At 60.6% G+C, this 26,373-nt stretch carries 21 protein-coding genes; 6 read left to right on the forward strand and 15 right to left on the reverse strand.

From position 1 onward, the window contains the following. Window positions 1-72: 72 nt before the first annotated feature. The 4 genes from cysC to cysG are packed head-to-tail and all read right to left on the reverse strand — an operon-like array spanning window position 73 to window position 4,501. Complete coding sequence (cysC, locus tag ACSBQS_RS14355; protein ID WP_084587945.1) at window positions 73-762, reverse strand: adenylyl-sulfate kinase; 690 nt, start codon at window positions 760-762, stop codon at window positions 73-75. Then, on the reverse strand, window positions 701-2,128 hold the full coding sequence (cysN, locus tag ACSBQS_RS14360) for a sulfate adenylyltransferase subunit CysN (RefSeq protein ID WP_342097503.1): 1,428 nt from the start codon (window positions 2,126-2,128) through the stop codon (window positions 701-703). Before cysN ends, cysC begins: the two co-directional genes overlap by 62 nt. 11 nt (window positions 2,129-2,139) lie before the next feature. Then, window positions 2,140-3,048 (reverse strand): sulfate adenylyltransferase subunit CysD, encoded by a 909-nt coding sequence (cysD, locus tag ACSBQS_RS14365; protein WP_116286811.1) that lies wholly within the window; start codon window positions 3,046-3,048, stop codon window positions 2,140-2,142. 22 nt (window positions 3,049-3,070) lie between these two features. Next, window positions 3,071-4,501: a siroheme synthase CysG gene (gene cysG / locus ACSBQS_RS14370; RefSeq protein ID WP_069101116.1), complete on the reverse strand. Its 1,431-nt coding sequence runs from the start codon at window positions 4,499-4,501 to the stop codon at window positions 3,071-3,073. A 261-nt stretch (window positions 4,502-4,762) separates the two neighbouring features. Between cysG and ACSBQS_RS14375 the strand changes: the two genes are divergently transcribed. After that, entirely contained in the window at window positions 4,763-5,833 is a 1,071-nt protein-coding gene (locus ACSBQS_RS14375) for an aminopeptidase (protein WP_042785639.1), read from the forward strand. A gap of 55 nt (window positions 5,834-5,888) precedes the next feature. Here ACSBQS_RS14375 and ACSBQS_RS14380 read toward each other — a convergent pair whose 3' ends face one another. The 3 genes from ACSBQS_RS14380 to cysJ form a co-directional block, all read right to left on the reverse strand. Continuing rightward, the gene (locus ACSBQS_RS14380; protein WP_033641881.1) at window positions 5,889-6,623 is read right to left on the reverse strand and encodes a phosphoadenylyl-sulfate reductase; all 735 of its coding nucleotides are present in this window, start codon (window positions 6,621-6,623) and stop codon (window positions 5,889-5,891) included. Window positions 6,624-6,684: 61 nt separating this feature from the next. Beyond that, on the reverse strand, window positions 6,685-8,400 hold the full coding sequence (gene cysI / locus ACSBQS_RS14385) for an assimilatory sulfite reductase (NADPH) hemoprotein subunit (protein ID WP_197782033.1): 1,716 nt from the start codon (window positions 8,398-8,400) through the stop codon (window positions 6,685-6,687). Continuing rightward, the gene (cysJ, locus tag ACSBQS_RS14390) at window positions 8,400-10,199 is read right to left on the reverse strand and encodes an NADPH-dependent assimilatory sulfite reductase flavoprotein subunit (RefSeq protein WP_033651649.1); all 1,800 of its coding nucleotides are present in this window, start codon (window positions 10,197-10,199) and stop codon (window positions 8,400-8,402) included. The genes cysI and cysJ overlap by 1 nt, the downstream gene beginning before the upstream one ends. A gap of 436 nt (window positions 10,200-10,635) precedes the next feature. On the opposite strand from cysJ, the gene queD reads away from it, so the two are divergent. Beyond that, complete coding sequence (gene queD / locus ACSBQS_RS14395; RefSeq protein WP_004932638.1) at window positions 10,636-10,995, forward strand: 6-carboxytetrahydropterin synthase QueD; 360 nt, start codon at window positions 10,636-10,638, stop codon at window positions 10,993-10,995. Between the two features lie 26 nt (window positions 10,996-11,021). On the opposite strand, the gene ACSBQS_RS14400 is transcribed toward queD, so the two are convergent. Continuing rightward, the gene (locus ACSBQS_RS14400; RefSeq protein WP_049866645.1) at window positions 11,022-11,531 is read right to left on the reverse strand and encodes a GNAT family N-acetyltransferase; all 510 of its coding nucleotides are present in this window, start codon (window positions 11,529-11,531) and stop codon (window positions 11,022-11,024) included. Window positions 11,532-11,574: 43 nt separating this feature from the next. Then, window positions 11,575-12,246 carry a 7-carboxy-7-deazaguanine synthase QueE gene (gene queE, locus ACSBQS_RS14405; protein WP_033641878.1) on the reverse strand — a complete coding sequence of 224 codons (672 nt, stop codon included), beginning with the start codon at window positions 12,244-12,246 and terminating at the stop codon, window positions 11,575-11,577. A 327-nt stretch (window positions 12,247-12,573) separates the two neighbouring features. On the opposite strand from queE, the gene ACSBQS_RS14410 reads away from it, so the two are divergent. From ACSBQS_RS14410 to ACSBQS_RS14425, 4 genes are all read left to right on the forward strand, one after another. Continuing rightward, window positions 12,574-13,914: an MFS transporter gene (locus ACSBQS_RS14410; protein WP_033641877.1), complete on the forward strand. Its 1,341-nt coding sequence runs from the start codon at window positions 12,574-12,576 to the stop codon at window positions 13,912-13,914. 375 nt (window positions 13,915-14,289) lie between these two features. Then, window positions 14,290-15,981, forward strand: coding sequence for a urocanate hydratase (gene hutU, locus ACSBQS_RS14415; RefSeq protein WP_025159649.1), 1,692 nt, complete (start codon window positions 14,290-14,292; stop codon window positions 15,979-15,981). Then, window positions 15,978-17,513 carry a histidine ammonia-lyase gene (gene hutH, locus ACSBQS_RS14420; protein ID WP_025301604.1) on the forward strand — a complete coding sequence of 512 codons (1,536 nt, stop codon included), beginning with the start codon at window positions 15,978-15,980 and terminating at the stop codon, window positions 17,511-17,513. Before hutU ends, hutH begins: the two co-directional genes overlap by 4 nt. A 102-nt stretch (window positions 17,514-17,615) precedes the next feature. Further along, window positions 17,616-19,010 carry an amino acid permease gene (locus ACSBQS_RS14425; protein WP_342163848.1) on the forward strand — a complete coding sequence of 465 codons (1,395 nt, stop codon included), beginning with the start codon at window positions 17,616-17,618 and terminating at the stop codon, window positions 19,008-19,010. Between the two features lie 36 nt (window positions 19,011-19,046). Here ACSBQS_RS14425 and ACSBQS_RS14430 read toward each other — a convergent pair whose 3' ends face one another. The 6 genes from ACSBQS_RS14430 to mazG all read right to left on the reverse strand — a co-directional run bounded on the left by ACSBQS_RS14430 (window position 19,047) and on the right by mazG (window position 26,317). Next, a complete protein-coding gene (locus ACSBQS_RS14430; protein ID WP_434990965.1) occupies window positions 19,047-20,243 on the reverse strand; it encodes a methionine gamma-lyase in 1,197 nt (398 codons plus the stop codon). A gap of 30 nt (window positions 20,244-20,273) precedes the next feature. Beyond that, window positions 20,274-20,678, reverse strand: a complete 405-nt coding sequence (locus ACSBQS_RS14435) for a hypothetical protein (RefSeq protein ID WP_080280870.1) — start codon at window positions 20,676-20,678, stop codon at window positions 20,274-20,276. Then, window positions 20,675-21,865 carry an NAD(P)/FAD-dependent oxidoreductase gene (locus ACSBQS_RS14440; protein ID WP_042783697.1) on the reverse strand — a complete coding sequence of 397 codons (1,191 nt, stop codon included), beginning with the start codon at window positions 21,863-21,865 and terminating at the stop codon, window positions 20,675-20,677. The genes ACSBQS_RS14435 and ACSBQS_RS14440 overlap by 4 nt, the downstream gene beginning before the upstream one ends. Window positions 21,866-22,149: 284 nt before the next feature. After that, entirely contained in the window at window positions 22,150-23,445 is a 1,296-nt protein-coding gene (gene eno / locus ACSBQS_RS14445; RefSeq protein WP_004932670.1) for a phosphopyruvate hydratase, read from the reverse strand. A gap of 81 nt (window positions 23,446-23,526) precedes the next feature. Continuing rightward, window positions 23,527-25,164, reverse strand: a complete 1,638-nt coding sequence (pyrG, locus tag ACSBQS_RS14450; protein WP_004932674.1) for a glutamine hydrolyzing CTP synthase — start codon at window positions 25,162-25,164, stop codon at window positions 23,527-23,529. Between the two features lie 358 nt (window positions 25,165-25,522). Beyond that, window positions 25,523-26,317, reverse strand: a complete 795-nt coding sequence (gene mazG, locus ACSBQS_RS14455; protein WP_172756161.1) for a nucleoside triphosphate pyrophosphohydrolase — start codon at window positions 26,315-26,317, stop codon at window positions 25,523-25,525. Between the last annotated feature and the right edge of the window lie 56 nt (window positions 26,318-26,373).

Below are 26,373 nucleotides of genomic sequence, written 5' to 3' on the forward strand. Positions count from 1 at the left end.
TTATTCGGCTCGCTCTGCGGCGGCTTAGAGTAAAAAGCGCATGGCGAAAAACGCCACACGCTTTTTTTGAATTCAGGGTTTGATAATAGCCTGACCACGCAACACGTCTAACAATTGCGCAATCAAATTTGTTACCAATTGTTGGCCATCAAGGTGGATTTCCGGCTGCTGCGGCGCCTCGTAAACCGCGTCGATACCGGTGAAATTGCGCAGCTCGCCAGCGCGCGCTTTCTTATACAATCCCTTCGGATCGCGCGCCTCGCAGATCGCCAACGGCGTATCGACAAACACCTCGATAAAGCGATCGTCGCCGAGCATCTCACGCACCATCTGCCGTTCGGCGCGGTGCGGTGAAATGAATGCGGTCAGCACCACCAGCCCGGCGTCCACCATCAGCTTGGCCACTTCCCCCACCCGGCGAATGTTCTCGCGCCGATCCTCGTCGGAGAAGCCGAGATCGCGGCACAGGCCGTGGCGCACGTTATCGCCGTCCAGCAGGTAGGTGCTGACGCCGAGCCCATGCAGCGCCTGCTCCAGCGCGCCGGCGACGGTGGATTTGCCCGAGCCGGACAGCCCGGTAAACCACAGCACCGCGCCGCGATGGCCGTTGCGCGCTTCGCGATCCGCGCGCGTCACCGCGTGCGGATGCCAAACCACATTTTCGTCGTCCGGCCCGGTCGCCCTCAGTTCAACGGCCACCTTATCGGCCACCGAGCAGATCGCGCGCGCCCCAGTGCGGGAAGTGCTTGCGTACCAGCGCATTCAGCTCCAGCTCGAAGGCGCTGAATTCGCCGCGCGCCGCCGATGCGGCCTGCAGCGTTTCACGTACCAGACCGGCGCCAACCGTCACGTTGCTCATGCGATCGATAAAGATCAGCCCGCCGGTGTCGTGATTGCTCTGGTAGCTGTCCAGCACCAGCGGTTCGTCGAAGGTCAGCTCCACCAATCCGATGCCGTTGAGCGGCAACGTGTCGGCCGGATGCTGCGCCAGCGTATTGATCTCCACCTGATGGCGGATGCTCTCCACGCGCGCGCGGGTCTTTTTACCAGCGATCTTGATGTCGTAGCTCTGGCCCGGCACCAGCGGCTGCTCGGCCATCCATACCACGTCTACCAGCGCGCTCTGCGCCGCCTGCAGACTTTCGCCGGCGTCGACCAGCAGATCCCCCCGGCTGATGTCCACTTCATCCTTCAGCACCAGCGTAATCGCTTCGCCCGGCACCGCCGCAGGCAGATCGCCGTCGAAGGTCACGATGCGCGCCACGCTGGACTCCACGCCGGAAGGCAGCACTTTGATGCGTTGCCCCACCCGCACCACGCCGGCGGACAGCGTGCCGGCATAGCCGCGAAAATCGAGGTTCGGGCGGTTGACGTACTGCACCGGGAAGCGCAGCGGCTGGTTTTCTCGCTCGCTGACCACGTCAACGCTCTCCAGCACTTCCAGCAGGGTCGGGCCGCTGTACCACGGCATATGGGCGCTTTCGCTCGCCACGTTGTCGCCGTCCAACGCCGACAGCGGCACAAACTTGATGTCCAGATCGCCTGGCAGCTGCTGGGCGAAGGTCAGGTAATCCTGTTTGAACTGCTCGAACACCGCTTCCTGATAGTCCACCAGATCCATTTTGTTTACCGCGACCACCAGATGGCGAATGCCCAGCAGGGTCGCGATAAAGCTGTGGCGGCGAGTCTGATCCAGCACCCCTTTACGCGCGTCGATCAGCAGGATCGCCAGATCGCAGGTGGAGGCGCCGGTGGCCATGTTGCGGGTGTACTGCTCATGCCCCGGGGTATCGGCGATGATAAACTTGCGTTTTTCGGTCGAGAAGTAGCGATAGGCCACATCGATGGTGATGCCCTGCTCGCGCTCGGCCTGCAGACCGTCCACCAGCAGCGCCAGATCGAGCTTCTCGCCTTGGGTGCCGATGCGTTTGCTGTCGCTGTGCAGCGTCGACAGCTGATCCTCATAGATCTGGCGGGTATCGTGCAGCAGGCGGCCGATCAGGGTGCTTTTGCCGTCATCGACGCTGCCGCAGGTCAGAAAGCGCAGCAGGCTCTTGTGCTGCTGCGCGTGCAGATAGGACTCGACGCCGCCCTGGTCAGCGATTTGTTGTGCAATTGCGTTGTTCATCCGGCGGCTCCTTAGAAATACCCTTGACGCTTTTTCAGCTCCATCGAGCCGGACTGATCGCGATCGATCATCCGCCCCTGGCGTTCACTGGTGGTGGAGACCAGCATTTCTTCGATGATCTCCGGCAGGGTTTGCGCCTGCGAGTCCACCGCGCCGGTCAGCGGCCAGCACCCCAGGGTGCGGAAACGCACCATGCGCTGGCTGATCACTTCACCCGACTGCAGATCGATGCGATCGTCGTCCACCATCATCAGCATGCCGTCGCGCTCCACCACCGGGCGCGGTTTCGCCAGATACAGCGGTACGATGTCGATGTTTTCCAGGAAGATGTACTGCCAGATATCCAGCTCGGTCCAGTTCGACAGCGGGAAGACGCGGATGCTCTCCCCTTTGTTGATCTGGCCGTTGTAGTTGTGCCACAGCTCCGGCCGCTGGTTTTTCGGATCCCAGCGGTGGAAGCGATCGCGGAACGAATAGATGCGCTCTTTGGCGCGCGATTTCTCCTCGTCGCGCCGCGCACCGCCGAAGGCGGCGTCGAAACCGTACTTGTTCAACGCCTGCTTCAGGCCCTCGGTTTTCATGATGTCGGTATGCTTGGCGCTGCCGTGCACGAACGGGTTGATGCCCATCGCCACCCCTTCAGGGTTTTTATGCACCAGCAGCTCGAAGCCGTACTCCTTCGCGGTGCGATCGCGGAATTCGTACATTTCGCGGAATTTCCAGCCGGTATCGACGTGCAGCAGCGGGAATGGCAGCGTGCCGGGGAAGAACGCCTTACGCGCCAGATGCAGCATCACGGAAGAGTCTTTGCCGATGGAATACAGCATCACCGGGTTGGCGAATTCAGCGGCGACTTCACGGATGATATGGATACTCTCCGCCTCCAATTGCCGCAAATGAGTGAGTCGTTTTTCGTCCATAACAGGTCCTTAAAAGCCTTGCCTATGCCAAATTCACGACGGCCGGGCGCGCGGCCCCTTCCGTCTGCGATTGATGCCCGAACCAGGCGATTTGGTGGTGCAGTTCCACCACTTCGCCGATCACCAGCAGCGCCGGCAACGGCGCCCGTTGGGCCAGATATTCCAGTTGTTCCAGCGTGCCGATCTGAACCTGCTGATCGGCGCGCGTGCCGCGGCTGATCACCGCCACCGGCGTCGAGGCGTCGCGACCGTGGGCGATCAGGCGCTGGCTGATGTCCGCCGCCTTCATGGTGCCCATGTAGATAGCCAGCGTCTGCCGCGCCCGGGCCAGATCGGCCCAGTCCAGGCCATCGCCGTCGGGGCGGCAGTGGCCGGTGATAAAGGTCACGCTCTGCGCGTGGTCGCGGTGCGTCAGCGGAATGCCTGCGTAGGCGGTCGCCCCCGCGGCGGCCGTGACGCCCGGCACCACCTGGAACGGAATGCCGGCGGCGGCGGCCACCTGCAGCTCTTCGCCGCCGCGGCCAAAGATGAACGGATCGCCCCCCTTGAGGCGCACCACCCGTTTGCCCTGCTGCGCCAGCTCCACCAGCAGCCTATTGGTCTCTTCCTGGATCACTGAGTGCGCGCCGGCGCGCTTGCCCACGCAGATGCGCTCGGCGTCGCGGCGCACCAGATCGAGGATTTCGCCGCTGACCAGATGGTCATACAGCACCACGTCCGCCTGCTGCATCACCTGCAGCCCGCGCAGGGTCAACAGCCCCACATCGCCCGGCCCGGCGCCCACCAACGCTATCTCGCCCTGGGCGCCCTCATCGCCTGTGGCGAAGCGGTGTAAATCCTGCTCCAGCTGGCGTTCCGCCTGCGCCGTCTGGCCGTTGGCCACCAGCGTGGCGAAACGGCCGCCGAAGGTGTTTTCCCAGAAACGGCGACGTTCGCCGATCGAAGCCAACCGCTGTTTGACCTGGCCGCGCCAGCGGCCCGCCACCTGCGCCATCAGCCCCAAACTGGCGGGCAGCAACGCCTCCAGCTTTTCGCGCAGCAACCGCGCCAGCACCGGCGCCTGGCCGCTGGACGATACGGCCACCACCAGCGGCGAGCGATCGATGATCGACGGGAAGATGAACGAACAGCGCGGCTGATCGTCCACCACGTTGGCCAGCACCCGGCGTTTATCCGCCTCGGCGAACACCGCGGCGTTCAGCGCATTGTCGTCCGTGGCGGCGATCGCCAGAAACACGTCGTCCAGCTGCTGCGGATCAAAGGTTTTCCCCAGCCAGAGCACCCGCCCTTGCTGACGTTGTTGTTCCAGTTCCGGTGAGAGCGACTGCGCAACTATCCGTATTTCAGCCCCGGCGCGCTGAAGCAGGGAGACTTTGCGCGCCGCCACGTCCCCACCGCCAACGACCAGCACCGGACGTTGTTTCAGGTCGGCGAATATTGGTAGATAGTCCACAACAGCCTTTTCATATAACAGAAAGATAGTGTGACTATACGGGCTGAGATTTAGCCTCTGAAATGACGAAAAGGAATGATTAGTTCCTTTATGGAATATAGGCCGCAGCGCAGGAGGCAAACCATGCTCATCGCGACGGCGATTTGCGCGTTCGCGCGAAAATTAAGAGACAGGGAAATTGTGTAATGCCGCCCGTCGTCTCATACTGGGCGCCGAAGAAAAATGATCGGCAGCGCCGATAGCAAAGAAGGATTTTTCGGTATGTTTTCCCGTTTTTACCTGAAGACCAGCCTGCTGGCCCTCGCACTCGGCGGCGTCTTCAGCGTTTGTGCCGCACAGCCCGTAAAAGACGCGCCAATGGGCCGTTTCGCCGCCGAACAGACCCGCCACATCGCCACTTACTTCCCCGGCCGCATGGCGGGCAGCCCGGCAGAATTGCTCACCGCCGACTATCTCAAGCAGCAGTTCGGCAAGATGGGTTACCAAAGCGATATTCGCAGCGTCAACACGCGTTATCTCTACACCAGCAAAGACGGCAAGAAGAACTGGAATAACGTCACCGCCAGCTCGGTGATCGCCGCCCGCAACGGCGACAGCCCGAAACAGGTCGTGATCGTCGCCCACTTCGACACCTATACGCCGCAGAGCGACGAGGATCTGGATAACAATCTCGGCGGCCTGACGCTGCAGGGCGTCGACGACAACGCTTCCGGCATCGGCGTGATGCTGGAGCTGGCGGAACGCCTGAAGGATATCCCCACCGCCTACGGCCTGCGCTTCGTCGCCACCAGCGCTGAAGAGATCGGTTCGCTGGGCGCGCAGAACTACCTGCAGCGCATGAGCGCGGAAGAGAAAAGCAACACCGTGCTGGTGATCAACCTCGACAGCCTGATCACCGGCGATCGTCTGTACTTCAACGCCGGGCGCAACACGCCGCCGCAGATGGCGAAGCGCTCCCGCGATCGCGCGCTGGATATCGCCCACCGCTACGGCATCGCCGCCGCCACCAACCCAGGCAACGCGCAGCATCCGCAAGGCACCGGCTGCTGTTCCGATCAAGAGGTGTTCGACGCCGCAGGCATCCCGGTATTGTCAGTGGAGGCCACCAACTGGTCGCTGGGCGACAAGGACGGTTACCAGCAGCGCGCCGTCAGTCCGCACTTCCCGCAGGGCATCACCTGGCACCGCCCGCAGTACGACAACCTGCAATATCTGGATCGCTACCTGCCGGGGCGGATCGACAAACGCAGCCGCGACAGCGTGCAGATCCTGCTGCCCTTGATCAAAGAGCTGGCGCAGGCGCACCCGCCGAAAGCGCAAAAGAAAAAGTAGCCCGTAAAAAAACAGGGCCCAGCATTGCTGAGCCCTGTGATGTCATTCTCGTCGTTTAGCCTTCGTGCAGACCGCACTCGCGCTTCAGGCCAAAGAAGCGCGTCTCTTCCTCGCTCATGCCCGGCTCCCACTTTTGAGTGGTGTGGGTATCGCCTACCGACAGGTAGCCCTGCTCCCACAGCGGGTGATAACTCAGCCCGTGTTCGGTCAGATACTGGTAAATCTTGCGGTTGTCCCAGTCGATGATCGGCAGGATCTTGAACACCCCACGCTGCACCGCCAGCACCGGCAGATTGGCGCGGCTGCCGGACTGTTCGCGCCGCAGGCCGGCGAACCAGCTCTGCGCGCCCAGCGTCTCCAGCGCGCGGTTCATCGGCTCGACCTTATTGATCTGGTTATACTTTTCAATGCCTTCCACTCCCTGCTCCCACAGTTTGCCGTAGCGCGCCTCTTGCCAGGCGGGAGACTGTTCGGCGCGGAACACCTGCAGATTCAGCTTCAGCTGGTCGGTCAGTTGATCGATAAAGCGGTAGGTTTCCGGGAACAGGTAACCGGTGTCGGTCAGGATCACCGGGATATCCGGCCGGATGCGCGTCACCAGGTGCAGACACACCGCCGCCTGAATGCCGAAACTGGACGAGAGTACAAACTCGCCGGGCAGATGCTCCAGCGCCCATTCGACGCGCTGTTCGGCGCTGAGGCTCTCCAGCTGGCCGTTGACCACCGCCAATGCCAGCGCCTGCCCGGATTTGGGCAACGCGTTCAGCGCCGCCAGATCGAATTCAGCCATGTTGTCTCTCCTGATACTTGAAATTACCTGTGCGGCCCCTCTGCCCAGGGGCCGCCCGGCCTCACTCCCAGAAATCTCGCGCCGGATCCAGCACCGGTTTGACGATGCCCGCGCGCACGGTGAAGTCGCCGAAGCCTTCGCCGGCGTTGCGCTCCTTCGCCCAGCGCCCCACCAACAGGTCGATCTCGCTCAGGATCTCGTCTTCGTTGATGTTTTCGCGGTACATGCGCGGAATGCGCGTGCCTTCGCGGTTGCCGCCCAAATGCAGGTTATAGCGGCCGACCGCCTTGCCCACCAGCCCCAGCTCCGCCAGCAGCGCGCGGCCGCAGCCGTTCGGGCAGCCGGTGATGCGCAGCACGATATGCTCGTCACCCACCCCGTGCCGATGCATGATCCCTTCCACCTTGGTGACAAACTGCGGCAGGAAACGCTCGGCCTCCGCCATCGCCAGCGGGCAAGTCGGGAACGACACGCAGGCCATCGAGTTTTTGCGTTGCTCGCTGATCTCGTCGTCGATCAGGCCATGATCGCGCGCCAAGGCTTCAATCTTAGCCTTTTCGCTTTCCGGCACGCCGGCGATGATCACGTTTTGGTTCGCCGTCAGGCGGAAGTCGCCTTTATGGATCTTGGCGATCTCCGCCATGCCGGTCTTCAGCGGGCGCCCCGGATAGTCCAGCAGGCGGCCGTTCTCGATAAACAGCGTCAGGTGCCACTGATCGTCGATGCCCTTCACCCAACCGATGCGATCGCCGCGGCCGGTGAATTCATACGGCCGAATCGGCGCAAAAGTGATGCCGGCGCGCTTTTCCACTTCGGCGCGGAAAACGTCCACCCCGACGCGCTCCAGCGTGTATTTGGTTTTGGCGTTCTTGCGATCGGTGCGGTTGCCCCAGTCGCGCTGCGTGGTCACCACCGCTTCCGCCACCGCCAGCGTATGCTCGAGCGGAATGTAGCCGAACTCGCTGGCCTGACGCGCGTAGGTTTTCTTGTTGCCGTGCTCAATGGACAGCCCGCCGCCCACCAGCAGGTTGAAGCCCACCAGCTTGCCGTTTTCGGCGATCGCCACGAAGTTCATGTCGTTGGCGTGCAGATCGACGTCGTTCTGCGGCGGGATCACCACCGTGGTTTTGAATTTGCGCGGCAGGTAGGTCGGCCCCAGAATCGGCTCTTCGTCGGTGGTGGCCACCTTTTCCTGATCCAGCCACACCTCTGCATAGGCGCGGGTGCGCGGCAGCAGGTGTTCAGAGATCTTCTTCGCCCACTCGTAGGCTTCCTGATGCAGCTCGGACTCCACCGGGTTGGAGGTGCACAGCACGTTGCGGTTCACGTCGTTGGCGGTCGCCAGCGCGTCCAGCCCCAGGCGATTCAGCAACTGGTGCACCGGTTTGACGTTGCCTTTCAGGATGCCGTGAAACTGGAACGTTTGGCGGTTGGTGATGCGAATGCTGCCGTACAGCGTGCTCTCCTGCGCGAACTTGTCGATGCCCAGCCACTGCTGCGGGCTGATGACGCCGCCCGGCAGGCGGCAGCGCAGCATCATGGCGTGGCGCGGCTCCAGCTTCTGCTCGGCGCGTTCGGCGCGAATGTCGCGGTCATCCTGCTGGTACATGCCGTGAAAACGGATCAGCAGGAAGTTGTCGCCGTTGAAGCCGCCGGTCAGGCCGTCGTTCAAATCTTCGGCGATGGTGCCGCGCAGGAAGTTGCTCTCCTTCTTCATGCGCTCCGCATCGGCCAGTTTGCCTTCGACCACCAAAGGCCCGGGGTGTTTATCACTCATCAGTAAACATCTCGCTGATAACGGCGCTCAAGGCGCAGCTCACTTAAAAATTCATCCGCCTGCTCGGTATCCATGCCACCGTGCTCGGCCACCAGTTCCAGTAATGTGTGCTCCACGTCTTTCGCCATGCGATTGGCATCGCCGCAGACGTAAATGTGCGCGCCTTCCTGAATCCAGCGCCACACTTCCGCGCCCTGTTCGCGCAGTTTGTCTTGTACGTATATTTTATGTTGCTGGTCGCGGGACCAGGCTAGATCGATTCGGGTCAGCAGGCCGTCTTTCACGTAGCGCTGCCATTCAACCTGGTACAGGAAATCTTCGGTAAAGTGCGGGTTGCCGAAGAACAGCCAGTTTTTGCCGCCGGCGCCATCGGCGTCGCGCTGCTGCATAAAGGCGCGGAACGGCGCGATGCCGGTGCCCGGGCCGATCATGATCACCGGCGTTTCCGGGTTGGCCGGCAGACGGAAGTTGTCGTTGTGCTCGATAAACACCCGCACGTCGCCGTCCTCCTCCAGGCGGTCCGCCAGGAAACCGGAGGCGCCGCCGCTGCGAGCGCGCCCGTCGATGTCGTAACGCACCACGCCCACGGTGATGTGCACTTCGTTCTCATTTTCCGCCTGTGAAGAGGCGATGGAGTACAGGCGCGGCGTCAGCGGACGCAGCAGCCCGACCAGCTGTTCGGCGCTCAGATCCGCCGGCGCCTGGCGCACCATGTCGACGATCGGCGTGTTGTGCGCATACTGCTGCAGCGCGGCTTTATCCGCCAACAGACCGATCAGCTTTTCGTCGCGCGACAGCGCGGCGTATTTATCGACGATCGGCGTGGTGTTCTGCGTCAGTTCGAAATGGCTGCGCAGCGCCTGCGCCAGCGGCAGGGTTTGCCCTTCCACCTCCACCGGTTCGTCGCCTTTCAGCCACAATAGCTGCACCAGTTCGTCCACCAGCGCCGGATCGTTGTCGAACCATACGCCGAGCGCATCGCCAGGCTGGTAGCGCAGGCCCGAATCGCCCAAATCGATCTCGATATGGCGCACGTCTTTATCGGACGCGCGGCCGGTAATTTTCTGCTTGACCGCCAGTTGGGCGGTGAGCGGTTGTTCCTTGCTGTACGGGCTGCTGTCGATCAGGTCGACCGCGCCGCTGGCCAACGCGCCCGGCGCGGCGCTTTCCGCCGGCGCGCGCGCCTTCAGCACCGACACCACCTGTTTGCGCCAGGCGGCGGCCAGTTCCTGATACTCCACGTCGGCATCCACGCGCTCCACCAGGCGCTCGGCGCCCAGTTCGGCCAACTTGGCGTCGAAATCTTTACCGGACTGACAGAAATTCTCATAAGAGGTGTCGCCCAGCCCGAACACCGCAAACGCGGTGTCACTCAGCTTCGGCGCCTTTTTCGAGAACAGGTATTTATGCAGCGCCACCGCTTCTTCCGCCGGCTCGCCTTCCCCTTGCGTGGAGGCGACGATCACCAGCAGGCGCTCTTGCGCTATCTGCTTGAACTTGTAATCGCCGGCGCTGATCAGCGTGGCGTTCAGATTGGCGGCCAGCAAATCATCGCGCAGCTGCTCTGCCAGGCGGCGCGCATTGCCGGTCTGCGAAGCGGAAATGATGGTGATGCCGGCGGCGGCAGGGGCGGCGGGCGCAATGGCCACGGCTCCTGGCTGTTGATTGACCATGCCCCAAAAATAGCCGGACAGCCACGCCAGCTGCGTCGGCGAATAGTCGCCGATCGTCGCCTGCAGGCGTGCCAGCTGTTCGGGCGTCAGCGGGAGCAAAGATGTTGGAGGAGCCTGAGTCGTCATTGCTGTACTTATTTCCTATACTTAGCGCCTTTCCTGCCAGGCGCGCGCCAGTGTCAGTCGCTGTCTCTTCGCTGCGTCGGGCGTGCGGAAAAGATCAGGAGAGTTTGTAAGGTTACCGAGCAGAATAGCAACGATTAAATAAGGGATAGCAATAAATCATAACCAAAATGACTAAGCTGTTTTTCTGGTAAGGGATAACGCTTAAACCGTTAAACAAAGTTTTTTATCCAGATGAAAATAAAGCACTTTTTTTCATCATTTTTTCACCGTTCAACATTTCGGCTCATAACCCCAGCCGATAGGTGCCGCAGACACCAAACAAAAAAAGTGTTAACCGGATGCGTTTGCCGTGGCGGTAGACCATAACGGTATAAATGGCAAGCAGACGCGCTTTCCGGTACTATGCGGCGGTTTTTGAGTCAATGAGGCCGTAATAATGGCAACCACGCTGTTTAAAGATTTTCAGTTTGAAGCCGCACACCGTTTGCCGCATGTGCCGGAGGGCCACAAATGCGGCCGTCTGCATGGGCATTCGTTTATGGTGCGTCTGGAAGTGACCGGTGAAGTGGATCCCCACACCGGTTGGGTGATGGATTTCGCCGAGCTCAAGGCTGTGTTTTCCCCGATCTGGGAGCGGCTGGATCACCATTATCTGAACGATATTCCAGGATTGGAAAATCCCACCAGCGAAGTGCTCGCCGCCTGGATTTGGCAGCAGCTCAAGCCCCAGTTACCGGAACTGACTGCGGTGATGGTGAAAGAGACCTGTACGGCGGGATGCGTATATAAAGGTTGATGCCGTGAGGGTATGTGCAGATACCCTCACACTACCTCGCCTTGCAGATCCAGACGCCGCGCCGTCCAGGGCCTTTCCGACAGGCTCAACGCCATTCCCCCTCGATAGACAAACGTTTTACTCTCGCCATCCTCAATGAACGCCGTCTCGTTTTCCATCGCCCGATAGCCGGCGCCGGTATAGTACTTTTCGCTTACCGCAAACAGTATGGAATACGCGATCCCTTTACTGCGCAAATAGTCATGCGCCTTCACCAGCATGTTTGCGGCCACGCCGCGGCGCCGATGCGTGTGTGCCACGGCCACCAGCCCGATGATGCCGATCACCTCGGCCTCACCGTCAATCAACACCGGCCGCTCATGCACCGCCAGTTGGCCGACGATCGCCTCGCCTTCCGTGGCGGTCACCAGGCAAGCCGGCACCTGCCGCCGATAAAATCCGTCGGTTATCTCGGGGAAAGCGTCGGACAACAGCGAGCGAATCGACCGCAATTCCGCTTCCGTCACCGCCTCGAATGCACGCGATACAATTTTCACCGTAACTCCCGTCCCGTTCGAAGGCCTGCGGCCAATAAAAAACTCAGGCGATATTCAGATATTTGTGGGTCTGCATCGACAGCCGCCAATTGCGCGCAATGCAGGTTTCGATGCACAGGCGGGTCGCCTCTTCTTTCTGACTGATCGGCTGCAGCGCGATAATGCGCGCCTTATCGTCCTGCAGCGTCGCCAGCAGCGCATCCAGCGCCTCGATATCGCGCTCGCGCGCCACCGGATGCTTCACCTCGTCGGCGCGCCGCAGCGCCTGATCCAGCACCTTCATGCCGCCGCGCATATTCACCTTGGGCGAAACCGTCACCCAGGTGTTGGCGGAGCAGCGAATTTCGTGGGTGCCGCTGGTTTCAATCTGGCAACGGTAGCCGTGCTGTTCGAACAGCTCGGTCAACGGCGCCAGATCGTAGATGCAGGGTTCACCGCCGGTGATCACCACATGGCGCGCGGTGTAACCTTGTTGGCGCATCACCGCCAACAGCTGCTCGGCGCCGGCATTTCCCCAGGCGTCGCTCTCTTCTGTTTTGACCAGGATCCGTTGCAGGTCGACTTCCCGATGGGCTTCCTTTTCCCAGGTATGTTTGGTGTCGCACCAGCTGCACCCTACCGGGCAGCCCTGCAGGCGGATGAAAATGGCCGGAACGCCGGTGAAAAAGCCTTCGCCCTGCAAGGTTTGGAACATCTCGTTGATCGGGTACTGCATCGGTTTCTCAATCTGGAAAAGTAAAAAGCGATTATCGCAGATTCCGGCCCGGCGACCAAACGGCCAAAATTGTATTAAATTTTATCCTCCGCGCCGCCGTCAGCATATCTCACCGCCAATGGCGTTCATTTAATTTGTTAACCGGTCTTTGGCCTTTCATCGGCGGTGCAACCTGCTCCACAGAAAACAACACACAGTTAACAAATAAGATAATTATATTTGACATAAAGCGCCGACGCGCAGATGTATATACAAGCAAACACAAGCCGAGCGCCAGTTTCGGCCACGTTCCATCCATCACGACTACATCTGCGTTTAGAGGGTGCCATGACTCATTCCACCAGCGAGTTAAACATTCAACAGGCCATCGACGACAGCAAGTTTTCGCTGTTTCACTGGACACTGATCATTCTCGGATTTCTGATCCTCGCCATCGACGGTTTCGATACCGCCGCCATGGGCTATATCGCCCCCTCGGTCGCCAAAGACTGGGGCATCGTGAAGCAGGATCTGGGGCCGGTGCTGAGCGCTGCGCTGCTGGGGCTGTCGCTCGGCGCGCTGATCGCCGGGCCGATCTCCGACCGCATCGGCCGCAAGCGCGTGCTGGTGTTTTCCTGCCTGTTCTTCGGCCTGTCGAGCCTTGCCACCGCCTACGCCGGTTCGCTCAACAGCCTGACGCTGTGGCGCTTCCTCACCGGTCTCGGGCTGGGGGCGGCGATGCCCAACGCCATTACCTTGATCTCCGAATACGCGCCGCAGCGCTGCCGTTCGCTGGCGATCAACACCATGTACTGCGGTTTTCCGCTGGGCGCGGCCGGCGGCGGCGCCATTTCATCGTGGCTGATCCCGAACTACGGCTGGCACAGCGTGCTGCTGCTCGGCGCCATCGCGCCGCTGGTATTGACTGTCCTGCTGATCCTGCTGCTGCCGGAGTCGGTTAAATATATGGTTAACCGCGGCCAGGATGCGGCGAAGATCAAGCGCATCGCGCAGCGCTTCGTTAGCCGGAGCCTCGACGGCGTGACGCGGTTTTACCTGTACGAAGAGAAGCTGGCGCAGACCAAGACCAGCGTCGGCCTGCTGTTCAGCCGCCCTTACCTGCTCGGCACGCTGATGCTGTGGCTGACCTACTTTATGGGGCTGGTGATCTACTACGTGTTGCTGAGCTGGATGCCAATCCTGATGCAGGGATTGGGCTATCAGTTGGAGCAATCGGCGATGCTCACCTCGCTGTTCACCTTCGGCGGCACGCTGGGCATCCTGGTGGCCGGCTGGTTGATGGACCGCTGGAATGCGCACAAAGTGGTCTCGAGCGGCTTTGTCGTCACCGCCCTGCTGATCGTGGCGATGGCCACCGAGGATAAACAGATCGTGCTGCTGGGCGCCTTCATCTTCCTGATGGGCGTCACCATGAACGGCGCGCAGTCCGGGCTGCAAACGCTGGCGGCGACCTTCTACCCGACCCACAGCCGCGCCACCGGCATCGCCTGGATGCAGGGCATCGGCCGCTTCGGCGGCGTCGCCGGCACCATGATGGGCGCCCAACTGCTGGCCATGCAGTGGGAAGTGCAGAGCATCCTGATGTTCCTGTGCGTGCCGGCGTTGATCGCCGCCATCGCCACGGTGTGCAAGATGAGCCGCAAACCGACGCTACAGCCGGCCGCCTGACCCTTGCAAGCCCGCCCACGGCGGGCTTTCTTCCTGCGGTGATAGGGCTTTTTTATCCTCCGCCGTCAACTGTAATCAGACTGTAAAAATATTGTGACTAGCCGCCCAAAAATGAGTCAATTTTAATTCATTTTTGCCGAACAGCTCACTTTTCTCCGGCTTTCCGTACCTGAGACCGGCGATAAAAAATCGCATATCAACCTGATATAAAAAGAAAATAACTTTTTCTTATGCCACTTTTCAGCGGCAACTGGTCAGTGTTGCATATGCTTGTACATACAAGTATATGTTAATAAGCCCTACGCATTGTTATGCCGTGGTACTCATCCCCACCGCGGCATGGAATCTGCACCGATACTGTTTGAGGAAAATGCTGTGACTACAAATAACAAAGTTCGCAATGTCGATGTACGCGCGCCACGCGGCACACAATTAAACGCAAAAAGCTGGCTGACCGAAGCGCCGTTACGCATGCTGATGAACAACCTCGATCCTGAAGTTGCGGAGAACCCACACGAGCTGGTGGTGTACGGTGGCATCGGCCGCGCCGCGCGCGACTGGGATTGCTACGACAAGATCGTCGAAACCCTGAAAACGCTGGAAGAAGACGAAACCCTGCTGGTGCAGTCCGGCAAACCGGTCGGCGTCTTCAAAACCCACAGCAACGCGCCGCGCGTGCTGATCGCCAACTCCAACCTGGTGCCGCACTGGGCAACCTGGGAACACTTCAACGAGCTGGACGCCAAAGGCCTGGCGATGTACGGCCAGATGACCGCCGGCAGCTGGATCTACATCGGCAGCCAGGGCATCGTTCAGGGCACCTATGAAACCTTCGTCGAAGCGGGCCGCCAGCACTACGACGGCAGCCTGCAGGGGCGCTGGGTGCTGACCGCCGGTCTGGGCGGCATGGGCGGCGCGCAGCCGCTGGCCGCGACGCTGGCGGGCGCCTGCTCGCTGAACATCGAATGTCAGCAGAGCCGCATCGATTTCCGTCTGAAAACCCGCTACGTCGATGAGCAGGCCAAAGATCTGGACGACGCGCTGGCCCGCATCAAGAAATACACCTCAGAAGGCAAAGCCATCTCCATCGCTCTGTGCGGCAACGCGGCGGAAATCCTGCCTGAGCTGGTGCGCCGCGGCGTGCGCCCGGACATGGTCACCGACCAGACCAGCGCCCACGATCCGCTGAACGGCTACCTGCCGAAGGGCTGGAGCTGGGAAGAGTATCGCCAGCGCGCTCAAACCGAGCCGGCCAAAGTGGTCGCCGCCGCCAAGCAATCGATGGCCGATCACGTCAAAGCCATGCTGGCGTTCCAGCAGATGGGCGTGCCGACCTTCGACTACGGCAACAACATTCGCCAGATGGCGAAAGAAACCGGCGTCGACAACGCCTTCGACTTCCCGGGCTTCGTGCCGGCCTACATCCGTCCGCTGTTCTGCCGCGGCATCGGGCCGTTCCGCTGGGCGGCGCTGTCCGGCGATCCGCAGGACATCTACAAAACCGACGCCATGGTGAAAGAGCTGATCCCGGATGACGAGCACCTGCACCGCTGGCTGGACATGGCGCGCGAGCGCATCAGCTTCCAGGGCCTGCCGGCGCGCATCTGCTGGGTTGGCCTCGGCCAGCGCGCCAAGCTGGGCCTGGCGTTCAACGAGATGGTGCGCCGCGGCGAACTGTCCGCCCCGATCGTCATCGGCCGCGACCATCTGGATTCCGGCTCCGTTTCCAGCCCGAACCGTGAAACCGAAGCGATGAAAGACGGCTCCGATGCCGTTTCCGACTGGCCGCTGCTGAACGCGCTGCTGAATACCGCCAGCGGCGCCACCTGGGTTTCCCTGCACCACGGCGGCGGCGTCGGCATGGGCTTCTCCCAACACTCCGGCATGGTGATCGTCTGCGACGGCACCGACGAAGCCGCCGAGCGCATTGCCCGCGTCCTGCACAATGACCCGGCTACCGGGGTCATGCGTCACGCCGACGCCGGTTACGATATCGCTATCGACTGCGCCCGTGAGCAAGGCCTGAACCTACCGATGGTTGCCGCGACCCAAGGAGAAAAAGCATGAAAGCGCTGACTATTCGCCCAGGCAAACTGACGCTGGCCCAGCTACGCGACGTGTATCAACACCCGGTGACGCTGACGCTGGACGACAACGCCTACGGCCCTATCCAGCAGAGCGTGGCCTGCGTGGAACGCATCGTTGAAGAAAACCGCACCACTTACGGCATCAACACCGGGTTTGGCCTGCTGGCTTCGACCCGCATCGCCCGCGACGATTTGGAAAACCTGCAGCGTTCGATCGTGCTGTCACACGCCGCCGGCGTGGGCGAGCCCACCGACGACAATCTGGTGCGCCTGATCATGGTGCTGAAAATCAACAGCCTGTCGCGCGGTTTCTCCGGCATTCGTCTGGAAGTCATCCAGGCGCTGATCGCGCTGGTCAACGCCGAAGTTTATCCGCATATCCCGCTGAAGGGCTCGGTCGGCGCCTCCGGCGACCTGGCGCCGCTGGCGCACATGAGCCTGGTGCTGCTGGGCGAAGGCCAGGCGCGCCATCAGGGCCAATGGTTGCCGGCGACCGAAGCGCTGGCCAAGGCCGGTCTGAAACCGCTGACGCTGGCGGCGAAAGAGGGCCTGGCGCTGCTGAACGGCACCCAGGTCTCCGCCGCCTTCGCGCTGCGCGGCCTGTTCGACGCGGAAGACCTGTTCGCCGCCGCGACCGTGGCGGGCAGCCTGACGGTGGAAGCGGCGCTGGGCTCCCGCAGCCCGTTCGATGCGCGTATCCATGAGGTGCGCGGCCAACGCGGCCAGATCGACGCCGCCCTCGCCTACCGCCACCTGCTCGGCGCGCGCAGCGAAGTCTCCGACTCGCACCGCAACTGCGAAAAAGTGCAGGATCCTTACTCCCTGCGCTGCCAGCCGCAGGTAATGGGCGCCTGCCTGACGCAGATCCGCCAGGCCGCCGAGGTGCTGGAAATCGAAGCCAACGCCGTCTCCGATAACCCGCTGGTGTTCGCCGAACAGGGCGACGTGCTGTCCGGCGGCAACTTCCACGCCGAACCGGTAGCGATGGCCGCCGATAACCTGGCGCTGGCGTTCGCCGAAATCGGTTCGCTGTCCGAACGCCGCATCTCGCTGATGATGGACAAACACATGTCGCAACTGCCGCCGTTCCTGGTGGAAAACGGCGGCGTGAACTCCGGCTTCATGATCGCTCAGGTCACCGCCGCGGCGCTGGCCAGCGAAAACAAAGCGCTGGCGCATCCGTCGAGCGTCGACAGCATCCCGACCTCCGCCAACCAGGAAGACCACGTCTCCATGGCGCCGGCCGCCGGTCGCCGCCTGTGGAGCATGGCGGACAACGTGCGTGGCATTCTGGCGGTCGAATGGCTGGCCGCCTGCCAGGGCCTGGATTTCCGCAACGGCCTGAAGACCTCGGAAGGTCTGGAGCAGGCGCGCCGTCTGCTGCGCGAGCATGTCAGTTTCTACGACAAGGATCGTTTCTTCGCCCCCGACATTGAAGCCGCCAGCCAACTCTTGGCGGCCGGTCACCTGACATCGCTGCTGCCTGCGGCGCTGCTGCCTAGCCAGGCATAATCATCACACACTGAATCACGCAGTTTGTTCTGCCCCGCCGGGTGCGTTCCACCCGGTGCGGGCAGCGCGTGCCTGTTCGGCAAACACTTAACGGGAAACAACATGCGTAACGAAACGACACAACTCAGACGCGGACTAAACGCGCGGCATATCCGTTTCATGGCTCTCGGCTCGGCGATCGGCACCGGCCTGTTCTACGGCTCCGCCGGCGCCATCCAACTGGCCGGCCCGGCGGTGCTGCTGGCCTATCTGGTGGGCGGCGCGGCGGTATTCATGGTGATGCGCGCGCTGGGTGAAATGGCGGTGCATCAGCCGGTTTCCGGCTCGTTCGGCCACTATGCCAGCCACTATCTCGGCCCGCTGGCCGGGTTCCTCACCGGCTGGACCTACACCTTCGAAATGGTGATCGTCGCCCTGGCGGACGTCACCGCCTTCGGCATCTATATGGGGCTATGGTTCCCAGCCGTCGCTCAGTGGGTTTGGGTGCTCAGCATCATCCTGTTTATCGGCGCGCTCAACCTGTGCAGCGTCAAGGTCTTCGGCGAGCTGGAGTTCTGGCTGTCGCTGGTCAAGGTCGCCGCCATCGTGGCGATGATCGTCGGCGGTGCGGCGGTGATGCTGTTCGGTTTCGGGCAAACCCAACACGCCACCGGTATCAGCAACCTGTGGCAACACGGCGGCTTTATGCCTAACGGCTTCGGCGGCGTGGTCGCGTCATTGGCGGTGGTGATGTTCGCCTTCGGCGGCATCGAGATCATCGGCATCACCGCCAGCGAGGCGAAAGACCCCGCCAAAGTGCTGCCGAAGGCGATCAACGCCGTGCCGGTGCGCATCCTGCTGTTTTACGTGCTGACGCTGACGGTGCTGATGGCGATCTATCCGTGGAACAGCATCGGCCAGAACGGCAGCCCGTTCGTTGAGATCTTCAGCAACCTCGGCATCAGTTCCGCCGCCAACGTGCTGAACGTGGTGGTGATCACCGCCGCCATTTCGGCCATCAACAGCGATATCTTCGGCGCCGGCCGCATGATGTACGGCATGGCGCAGGACGGCCAGGCGCCGCGCAGCTTCACCAAACTGACCGCCGGCGGCGTGCCGTGGATGACGGTGCTGGTGATGTCAGTCGCCCTGCTGTTGGCGGTGGTGCTCAACTACCTGATCCCGGAGAAGGTCTTCATGATCATCGCCTCGATCGCCACCTTCGCCACCGTCTGGGTATGGCTGATGATCCTGCTGTCGCAGATCGTCATGCGCCGCACGCTGTCGCCGGAAGAAACGCGTCAGTTGAGCTTCCCGGTGCCGTGGTGGCCGGTCGCGCCGGCATTGGCGACCGCCTTTATGGCATTCGTCATCGGCCTGCTCGGCTATTTCGAAGAGAGCCGCATCGCGCTGTACGTCGGGCTGGTGTGGATCGCTTTACTCACCGTGGCTTACTGGCTGTGGGTACGCAAGAAAGGCGGCGGTTCGCCGGTGACCGCGGCGACGCAACAGATGTAACGCTCGCTTCTGCTAAAACCCGCTGCGGCGGGTTTTTTATTGCGCCTGCGCCAACGCCTGCAGGATATCCGCCCGCAGATCGTCAAACGCCTCCAGCCCGGCGGACAACCGCACCAGCCCCTCGCTGATGTGGTGCCGTTTCCGCTCTTCCGGCGTGTAGGCCGAGTGCGTCATGCTGGCCGGGTGCTGCGCCAGGCTTTCGCAATCGCCCAGGCTGACCGCGCGCAAGATGAGCTGCAGCGCGTTGAGGAAACGAATGCCCGCACGCAGGCCGCCCCGCAGCTCAAACGCCAGCATGCCGCCGGGGCGCGCCATTTGCCGCTGCGCCAACGCATGCTGCGGGAAGTTCGCCAGGCCGGGGTAATATACCCGCTCGACCGCCGGATGCTCCGCCAACATCTCCGCCAGGCGCTGCGCGTTATCGCAATGACGATCCATGCGCAGCGGCAGGGTTTTCATCCCGCGCAGCACCAGCGCGGCATCTTGCGCCGACAGTACCGCCCCGGTCATGTCCTTTAACCCCTCCAGACGAATCGCCTCGGCCAACGCCTGACGCGTCACCGCTATTCCGGCCAGGAGATCGCCGTGTCCGCCGAGGTACTTGGTCGCCGAGTGCACCACGATATCGGCGCCTAACGCCAAAGGCCGCTGCAGATAGGGCGTGCAATAGGTGTTGTCCACCAGCAACAGCGCCTGATGCCGATGGGCAATCTCCGCCACGGCGGCGATATCGATCAAACGCATATTGGGATTGGCCGGCGTTTCGCAATACACCAGGCGGGTACGCGGTCCAATGGCCGCCGCCAGCCGCTCCGGCCGGGTCAGATCAACGTGGGTTATCTTGACGCCAAAGTGCGCCAGGCCATGATGAAAGTAGCTGAAGGTGCAGCCATACACGGTTTCGTCGACAATCAGCTCATCGCCCGGTCTGAGCAGCGTCCAGCAACAGGCGGTGATCGCCCCCATGCCGGAAGCGAACGCCACCGCCGCCTCCCCCTCCTCCAGGTTGGCGATGCGTTGCTCGAGCAGGTTTAACGTCGGATTGGCGATGCGCGAGTAAAAGTACCCCGGCTCGGTGCCGGCAAAGCAGGCGCCGCCGTATTCCGCAGTGGGAAAAGCAAACGTAGAGCTCATAAACACCGGCGGAGACAGTGCCCCCTGATACCGCTGCGGATCGTAGCCGTAATGAATAGCCCGGGTGGCAAAGTCGTGGCCAACTGCTGTAGCGGACATAACACAACTCCTTACCTGAGTGGGTGAAGCTTAATTTTTTGATTCATCCGAAAGGGCCGGCGGCAATGCGCTGTCTCGCGTGCGCTGGCCGATGATTTGTAAAGTACGCAGCAGCAGCGTCAACCCCAGCAGGGTATCCGGCTGCTTCAGCAAGGCGTACAGCGCGCGAAAACTGGCCGGCGGAGGATTCAATTGCAGCTCGCTGTGCGCCATCTGCAGCGCCGTTCCGCCTTCCCAACCGATGGTCACCAAACCTTCAAAGACGCCGGCCAGTTTCTCCACCAGCGCGTTGTCGGCGATGTCCACCGCGTCCGACAGCAGCGACAACAGATCGACCACGTTATCCAAACGGCCGCCCGCCAGCAGCGGCTGCAGTTTCTCGAGCAACGCCGCCAATGATTGCAGGTCAGCCGCGTGCACCGTGCTTTCCGTCATATCAGCCCCCTTACCGTGGCCCAGTAAAGGCCGCGGTTGAACCCGTTGCGCAGCATGCCGCCCGCCTTGGTGGCGGGCGTCGGCAGCACGTCGTGACGGTAGTCGTACACCAGCGGCATGCCGGCATTCAGCCCCATTTGCGCGACCGCCTGCACCTTGCCGTCATAATGGCTCACGGTTTGGCCCAGCCGCATTTCCGCCACGATGTTGTCGGCAATGACCGGCGCCTGATTATGGCAAGAGCCGCCGGCCTTGCTGACCGGCAAATCCACGGTATCGCCTATGACATACACCCCCTGCTGGCCGTAGACCTGCAGCGTTTGATGATCGGTCGGCAGCCAGCCTTCGCCGTTTTGGCTCTCGCTCAACCCGGTATTGCGCACCGCCTCCACTGCACGGATGGGCGGCGTCGCCATCAGAATGTCGAACGGCTGTTCTTCCCCCTCGGCGGAATAGGCGATGTTGCGCTGAGCGTCCACCCGGCTGAGGGTAAACCCACGCTGGTGGCGAATGTCGCGCGCGGCAAAAATAGCGGGCAGCGCTTCGCCGGTCGGGCGCTGTAAAAACAGACAGTTGCGCAGCAGTTGAGAAATGGTTGGATAGGTATAAACGATCTCCACCGCCTTGCGCACGCCGCGCCGCCGCAGGTAGTCGTCCAGCATCAGGGTGGTTTCGATCGGCGCGATGCCGCACTGATGGGGCACATTAGGCGTTTCAGGGAAGGACACGGTGATGAAAATGCGGCCTTTCTCGATCGTCGCCAGCTTATGCGCCAACCGCCGCGCGGCCTGATACTGGTAGAAATGATCGCCCGCCTGCGCCAACCCTTCGATGCGCTCCGGCCAGGGCACGCAGCCGGTGGCGAAAACCAGGAAGTCATACGGATAATGCTTGCCGCTTTGCGTAATGATATACCGCTGTTTTAAATCAAAAGATTCCGCTTTATCGACGACAAACTGTATTTCCGGCCGCAATAAACTCCGCTGTGAACGCGTGAGCTCCTGCTTGAAAAAATTATTGAATGCAACATACATAAACGCCGGCTTGTAATAATGCAGCGGCGAATCCGAAATCATTAATAACTCAACTTTATTATTGAGAATTTCCCAGTGCAATTTCACGGCCAGCAGATTGGCTAGCATGGTGCCGCCGGTTCCACCGCCGACAATGACGACTCGCTGTCGCATCTGGCCCTCCCCCAGCCGAAGCCCGGCAGTATGAAAGAACGCATTACGATGATGGCGATATTTAACGGCAAGAAAAAAATAACGCCGCCTTATTGGCAGTCTAGTAACGAATAGTTATAAAGCAAATAAAAACGGAATATAAAAACCGGCAAGAAAACTGCACAATAAATTTATTAGGGTAAACGCAGTGATTGTTAATAAATAAAACAGGATTAACATTGGTACGTCAGCCATAAAAAAACCCGCCGCGGCGGGTTTTTATTTAGCAACCGAATCGGTCGAACTTACTGGCCTTTAACTTCTTTCAGGCCGTTGAACGGCGCACGGTCACCCAGCGCTTCTTCGATGCGGATCAGTTGGTTGTACTTGGCAACGCGGTCAGAACGGCTCATGGAACCGGTTTTGATCTGGCCAGCCGCAGTCCCTACCGCCAGGTCGGCGATGGTTGCGTCTTCGGTTTCACCGGAACGGTGAGAGATCACCGCAGTGTAGCCGGCGTCTTTCGCCATCTTGATAGCCGCCAGCGTTTCGGTCAGAGAACCGATCTGGTTGAATTTGATCAGGATGGAGTTAGCGATGCCTTTCTCGATGCCTTCTTTCAGGATCTTGGTGTTGGTCACGAACAGATCGTCGCCCACCAGCTGGATTTTGTCGCCCAGCACTTTGGTCTGGTAAGCGAAGCCCGCCCAGTCGGATTCATCCAGGCCGTCTTCGATAGACACGATTGGGTACTGTTTGGTCAGCTCTTCCAGGAAGTGAGTGAACTCTTCGGAAGTGAAGGCTTTGTTGCCTTCGCCGGCCAGCACGTATTTACCGTCTTTGTAGAATTCGGAAGCCGCGCAGTCCATCGCCAGAGTGACGTCTTTGCCCAGCTCGTAGCCCGCCGCTTTTACCGCTTCAGCGATAACCGCCAGCGCTTCGGCGTTGGAACCCAGGTTTGGCGCGTAGCCGCCTTCGTCGCCCACGGCGGTGTTCATGCCTTTGGCTTTCAGAACTTTCGCCAGGTGGTGGAACACTTCGGAACCGATGCGCACCGCTTCTTTCAGGGTCTTCGCGCCAACCGGCTGAATCATGAATTCCTGAATGTCGACGTTGTTGTCAGCGTGCTCGCCGCCGTTGATGATGTTCATCATCGGCAGTGGCATGGAGAATTTGCCTGGGGTGCCGTTCAGTTCAGCGATGTGCTCGTACAGCGGCATGCCTTTAGAGGCTGCGGCCGCTTTCGCTGCTGCCAGGGAAACCGCCAGAATGGCGTTGGCGCCGAAGTTGGATTTGTTTTCGGTGCCGTCCAGCTCGATCATGATCTTGTCGATGTTCGCCTGGTCTTTGGCATCTTTACCCAGTACTGCCTGAGCAATCGGACCGTTTACTGCAGCAACGGCTTTCAGTACGCCTTTACCCAGGAAACGAGACTTGTCACCGTCACGCAGTTCCAGCGCTTCGCGGGAACCGGTAGAAGCACCTGACGGCGCAGCAGCCAGGCCGACGAAACCGCCTTCCAGATGAACTTCGGCTTCAACAGTCGGGTTACCGCGGGAGTCGATGATTTCACGACCGATGACTTTAACGATTTTGGACATTAGGTTTTCCTCAGTACAAGTTAAACTAAAACTCCAGACAAACAGCGCGCGGTTCTCACCGCGCGCCGCCTACCAAATATTTTATTTCACCTGGCGCTTCTGATGCTCGCCTGCGGCTTTCACGAAGCCGGCGAACAGCGGATGCCCATCACGCGGCGTCGATGTAAATTCCGGGTGGAATTGACAGGCCACAAACCACGGGTGATTCGGCAGTTCAATGATCTCGACCAGCTTGTTGTCGGCGGAACGACCGGCGACACGCAGCCCTGCGGCTTCGATCTGCTTCAACAGCATGTTGTTAACTTCGTAACGGTGACGATGACGCTCGACAATGGTCGGTTCGCCGTACAGCTGACGCACCAGGCTGTTGTCGCTCAGGTTGCACTGTTGGCCACCTACGCGCATCGTGCCGCCCAAATCGCTTTCTTCGCTGCGCACTTCGACGTTGCCGTCTTCATCGCGCCATTCGGTGATCAACGCCACCACCGGGTACTTACAGTCTGGCATAAACTCGGTGGAGTTGGCGTTCTCCATCCCCGCCACGTTGCGAGCGAACTCCATCAACGCCACCTGCATGCCCAGGCAAATGCCCAGGTAAGGAATGTTGTTCTCGCGCGCATAGCGTGCGGTCATCACTTTGCCTTCCACGCCGCGGTAGCCGAAGCCGCCCGGGATCAGGATCGCGTCCAGCCCTTTCAGCACTTCCACGCCGCGGGTTTCCACGTCCTGCGAGTCGATCAGCTTGATGTTCACGGTCAGACGGTTTTTCAGCCCGCCGTGCTTCAGCGCTTCGATCACCGACTTGTAGGCGTCCGGCAACTCAACGTATTTGCCGACCATACCGATGGTCACTTCGCCGCCCGGATTGGCTTCTTCGTAGATCACCTGTTCCCATTCGGCCAGGTTGGCTTCCGGCGCGTTCAGGCTGAATCGTTTACAAATATAATCGTCCAGCCCCTGAGATTTCAATAGGCCTGGGATTTTATAAATAGAATCAACGTCTTTCAGAGAGATAACCGCTTTTTCCGGCACGTTGCAGAAAAGCGCGATTTTCGCGCGTTCGTTAGCAGGAACCGCGCGGTCGGAACGGCAAATCAGCACATCAGGCTGAATACCGATGGAAAGCAGCTCTTTTACGGAATGCTGGGTCGGCTTGGTTTTCACTTCGCCCGCCGCCGCCATGTACGGCACCAGCGTCAGGTGCATGTACAGGGTGTGCTCGCGGCCCACTTCCACCGCCATCTGACGGATGGCTTCGAGGAACGGCAGCGATTCGATATCGCCGACGGTGCCGCCGATTTCCACCAGCACCACATCGTGGCCTTCACCGCCTTCGATGATGCGTTCTTTGATCGCGTTGGTGATGTGCGGAATGACCTGCACGGTCGCGCCCAGATAGTCGCCGCGGCGTTCTTTACGCAGCACGTCGGAGTAGATGCGGCCGGTGGTGAAGTTGTTGCGACGCGACATTTTGGTGCGGATGAAGCGCTCGTAGTGACCCAAATCCAGATCGGTTTCTGCGCCGTCTTCGGTGACGAAAACTTCCCCATGCTGAATCGGGCTCATGGTGCCCGGATCCACGTTGATGTACGGGTCCAGTTTCATGATGGTAACGTTGAGGCCACGGGCTTCAAGAATAGCCGCCAGAGAGGCTGCGGCAATGCCTTTACCCAGAGAGGATACGACCCCGCCGGTCACAAAAATATAATTAGTTGTCATGCTGAACCTGAGAGTTTAGGTTTAAAGACGATGGAAGAACCAGGACGGGAAAGTAGTATACCCGAACCTCTCCTGACCTACAAACGATCGTTTTGCTGTCCATCATCTCGGCCGCCCTCCCGTGTTCATCAGGGTTTACTCCGCCGGCGCGCCCAAAACCCTCCAGGAAATACAAAGAGTTAGCGGAGAAAATTTCTTTTTACCGCCCCTCTCGAGCGATAAAACACCTTAGATTTCAGTTTGTTGGCCTTTTGCTGCCGACGGCAGCCCTGCGCCTGTGACCTGACCGTAAGCTTAACCGTTTCAGCCTGAGTGAACCTTGTTTGTGATCAACATTCAACATTGTCGTTGCAGCGATTCAACTTTCCTGGCGTTTCACCTGTTGCCAGGCATCTTCCATCTGCTCCAGCGTGGCGTCTTCCAAGCGTAGCCCGCGTTGCTTGACGATCGCCTCCACCTGGCGGAAGCGGCGTTCGAACTTGCGGTTGGCCGCCTGCAATGCGTTCTCGGCCTTGTGGCCCAAATGGCGCGAGAGGTTCACCGTGGCGAACAGCAGATCGCCGATCTCCTCTTCCAGCTTGCTTTCATCGACCACCGCCTGGCGGGCTTCGTGCATCACTTCGTCGATCTCTTCATACACTTTGTCCAGCACCGGGCCCAGCGTGTTCCAGTCGAAGCCGACCGAGGCGCAGCGTTTTTGGATCTTGTGCGCCTTCATCAACGCCGGCAACGCCTGCGGAATGTCGTCCAGCACCGAGTGCAGCGCTTTTTCGGCGCGCTCGCCGGCCTTGAGCTGCTCCCAGCGCGCCGCCACGGCTTCGCTGTCTCCGCCCTCGGCGTCGCCGAAGATGTGCGGATGACGGCGCTCCAGCTTGTCGCTGATGGCAGTACACACCTCATCAAAATCGAACAGCCCCTGTTCCTGCCCCATCTGAGCGTAGAACACTACCTGAAACAGCAAGTCGCCCAGTTCGTCGCGCAGATCGGCGTAGTCCTGCCGTTCGATGGCGTCCAGCACTTCGTAAGTCTCTTCCAGCGTGTAGGGCGCGATGGTGGCGAAGGTTTGCTTACGGTCCCATGAGCAACCGTTCTGCGGGTCGCGCAGCGTTTTCATGATGTTCAGCAGGCGCTGCAACGAAGTGGATTGGGTCATAAAAAATCTCTGAGAAAATGGGGGCGCACGGACATGTCCGCCGGAACTGATGGAGT

This window comes from Serratia sp. H402Y (genome assembly GCF_051172415.1).
GTDB classification, from domain to species: Bacteria; Pseudomonadota; Gammaproteobacteria; order Enterobacterales; family Enterobacteriaceae; genus Serratia; species Serratia ureilytica.

Coding starts and splice junctions, on each gene's coding strand:
- cysJ (WP_033651649.1), bottom strand. CDS start 10,199: ATGACGACTCAGGCTCCTCCAACATCTTTGCTCCCGCTGACGCCCGAA.
- cysN (WP_342097503.1), bottom strand. CDS start 2,128: ATGAACAACGCAATTGCACAACAAATCGCTGACCAGGGCGGCGTCGAG.
- pyrG (WP_004932674.1), bottom strand. CDS start 25,164: ATGACAACTAATTATATTTTTGTGACCGGCGGGGTCGTATCCTCTCTG.
- queD (WP_004932638.1), top strand. CDS start 10,636: ATGGCAACCACGCTGTTTAAAGATTTTCAGTTTGAAGCCGCACACCGT.
- cysI (WP_197782033.1), bottom strand. CDS start 8,400: ATGAGTGATAAACACCCCGGGCCTTTGGTGGTCGAAGGCAAACTGGCC.
- hutH (WP_025301604.1), top strand. CDS start 15,978: ATGAAAGCGCTGACTATTCGCCCAGGCAAACTGACGCTGGCCCAGCTA.
- ACSBQS_RS14375 (WP_042785639.1), top strand. CDS start 4,763: ATGTTTTCCCGTTTTTACCTGAAGACCAGCCTGCTGGCCCTCGCACTC.
- ACSBQS_RS14410 (WP_033641877.1), top strand. CDS start 12,574: ATGACTCATTCCACCAGCGAGTTAAACATTCAACAGGCCATCGACGAC.
- ACSBQS_RS14440 (WP_042783697.1), bottom strand. CDS start 21,865: ATGCGACAGCGAGTCGTCATTGTCGGCGGTGGAACCGGCGGCACCATG.
- mazG (WP_172756161.1), bottom strand. CDS start 26,317: ATGACCCAATCCACTTCGTTGCAGCGCCTGCTGAACATCATGAAAACG.
- ACSBQS_RS14435 (WP_080280870.1), bottom strand. CDS start 20,678: ATGACGGAAAGCACGGTGCACGCGGCTGACCTGCAATCATTGGCGGCG.
- ACSBQS_RS14380 (WP_033641881.1), bottom strand. CDS start 6,623: ATGGCTGAATTCGATCTGGCGGCGCTGAACGCGTTGCCCAAATCCGGG.
- queE (WP_033641878.1), bottom strand. CDS start 12,246: ATGCAGTACCCGATCAACGAGATGTTCCAAACCTTGCAGGGCGAAGGC.
- ACSBQS_RS14425 (WP_342163848.1), top strand. CDS start 17,616: ATGCGTAACGAAACGACACAACTCAGACGCGGACTAAACGCGCGGCAT.
- cysD (WP_116286811.1), bottom strand. CDS start 3,048: ATGGACGAAAAACGACTCACTCATTTGCGGCAATTGGAGGCGGAGAGT.
- cysC (WP_084587945.1), bottom strand. CDS start 762: ATGCGCTGGTACGCAAGCACTTCCCGCACTGGGGCGCGCGCGATCTGC.
- eno (WP_004932670.1), bottom strand. CDS start 23,445: ATGTCCAAAATCGTTAAAGTCATCGGTCGTGAAATCATCGACTCCCGC.
- ACSBQS_RS14430 (WP_434990965.1), bottom strand. CDS start 20,243: ATGTCCGCTACAGCAGTTGGCCACGACTTTGCCACCCGGGCTATTCAT.